Below are 2,244 nucleotides of genomic sequence, written 5' to 3'. Positions count from 1 at the left end.
ACTACAGCCAGACACGCATCAACGACGACCTCGACTGGGACACCTGGCGCAGCGAACTCACGGGCTCCAGCCCGTTTGCCCAGCCCTATCAGGCGCATCTCCTGACCTATGGCTTAGAATATTTCCGGGATGAGTTCGAACAGCTTCAACATACCAATACCTTTGGGCTGAACGACGCCGGGCTGCTGGACTTGCTCAGTTCGCGCGAAACCACCCAGTTCCCGGACGCCCATTCCGACAATTACGGCTGGTATTTGCAGGACGAAATTACCATTCTCGACCGCTTGGTCATCATCGCCGGCGTCCGTTACGACAAGTACCGGCTGCAGGCCAGCTCAACCGACGCCTTTCTCGGCAGCCTGGAAAAAGACACCCGCAGCGCCAATCAGTGGAGCCCCAAGATTGGCGGCGTGCTGCACATCACGGACAAGGTCCGTCTGACCGGGAATATCGCCCGCGGCTTTCGCACGCCCACGTTTCGGGAGCTGTTCATTGCCGGCCCGCATTTTTTCGGCGTTGATTTCGCCGCCAACCCCAGCCTCAAGCCTGAGAAGAGTCTCAACTACGAGACCGGGCTACACCTCAACTTCCCCCGCTGGCACCTCAGCGCCCACTATTTCCGCAACAAGCTCAAGGACTTCATCGACTTCCAGCCACGGTCGGCCCTGTACTGGTATCAGTATCAGGCCAAGAACGTCAGCAAAGCCACAATCTGGGGGGTCGAGACCAAGGCCGGCTGGACCCCACCCGTGCTGGACGATTCCCTGTATGTGTTTGCCCATTACACGTATGCGCGCGGGACTGACCGCACGGACGACGCACCGCTCAACAGCATTTCGCCTCAGCAGGGCCTGATCGGCATCCGCTACATCCCTCGACGCCGGCCATTCTGGGTGGAGTGGAGCGCCAAAATCGTAGACGACCAGGACAGGGTTGTCCCCCCGGTCCGTTCCTATTTGCCCGATCCCCGCTCTACCGGCTACGCCGTGTTTGATATCCGCGCCTCGTGGCGGCTGAGGCCCAAGCTGCGCCTGCACGCGGCGATTGAAAACCTGTTCGACCGCTACTACCGGCGCCATCTCAGCTCCCTGGGGGCTGAGGGCATCAACCTGGCGCTCGGTGTGACCTATGACTGGTAAGGAGCGACCTGTGTCCCCCCATCTCCTCAGCCTGTGGCTCCTCGCCTGCGCCTTCCTGTCGGGACTGGCCGGTCTGGTCTACGAGGTCGTCTGGCTGCGCGAGGTCGGGCTACAGTTCGGCAATACCCTGTCGGCCACCGGAACAGTCCTGGCCGTGTTCATGGCCGGCATGGCGCTGGGCAGCGTGTGGCTGGGGCAGCGCGCCGACCGTACCGAGCGACCGCTCGGGCTGTACGCCGGGCTGGAAGTCGGCATCGGGCTGTCAGCCCTGCTGGTGCCGGCCGGACTGCGCCTGATCGACCACGCCGGGCTGCTCCTTTTCCCGAATTTTCTGGGGCTGGTCGTGCCGCTGAGCGTCCTCGTCCTGCTCGTGCCGGCCGTCGGCCTGGGCGGCACGCTGCCCGTGTTGGCCCGCTGCCTACCGCCAGGCTCGTCTCACAGCCGGAGCACTCCCGGCCGCCTGTACGGGCTGGCAACGCTCGGAGCTGCCTCGGGCGCATGCCTGGCCGCCTTTGTGCTGCTGCCCAGCCTGGGCAGCTGGCAGACCACTGTTACGGCCGCCCTGATCAATGGGCTGGTCGGCGTCGGCTGTTTTTTGCTGCGCGACAAAGCCCTGAGCGTGGAGGCCCCGGCCCGGCCGCCTGCTCGCCACACCCCTCAGCCTGCGACCGCGCTGAGTCCGTGGGTCGTCCTGGTGTGTCTGGGCCTGTCCGGCTATGCGGCCCTGCTGTACGAGGTGGTGTGGACACGCCTGCTGGGGCTGATCCTCGAAAACACGGTCTATGCGTTCAGCCTGATGCTCAGCACCTTTCTGCTGAGTCTGGCCCTGGGCAGTTTCATCAGCACCCGACTGCCGGCCACCTCCTCCCCGGCGACCCTGCTGGGCGGCAGCCAGTGGGCGGTCGCCCTGTCCAGCCTGCTGGGCGTACTGCCCCTGTCCAGCCTGGCCTGGCTGGTGTACCAGACCTACGCCGGTGGCGACTGGGGCGACTCGTGGCTTGTTTTCCTGGCCACGCAGACCGCCCTGTGTGCGTCCGTCATGCTGCTGCCGACCATCTTTCTGGGCATGGCTTTCCCCCTGGCCTGGCGACAGCTGTCCGGGCAG

The 2,244-nt window shown here is 64.7% G+C and carries 2 protein-coding genes; both read left to right on the top strand.

The features are described from left to right. Positions 1-1,139, top strand: a 1,139-nt coding sequence (locus J4F42_19325; protein ID MCE2487670.1) for a TonB-dependent receptor, incomplete at its 5' end; no start/stop codon positions are given. A 10-nt stretch (positions 1,140-1,149) separates the two neighbouring features. Next, positions 1,150-2,244: fused MFS/spermidine synthase (locus tag J4F42_19320; protein MCE2487669.1), on the top strand; the 1,095-nt coding region annotated here is incomplete at its 3' end.

Source organism: Desulfurellaceae bacterium, from assembly GCA_021296095.1.
Classification (GTDB): domain Bacteria; phylum Desulfobacterota; class Binatia; order Bin18; family Bin18; genus JAAXHF01.
This window is presented reverse-complemented; position numbering and strand designations above follow the sequence as displayed.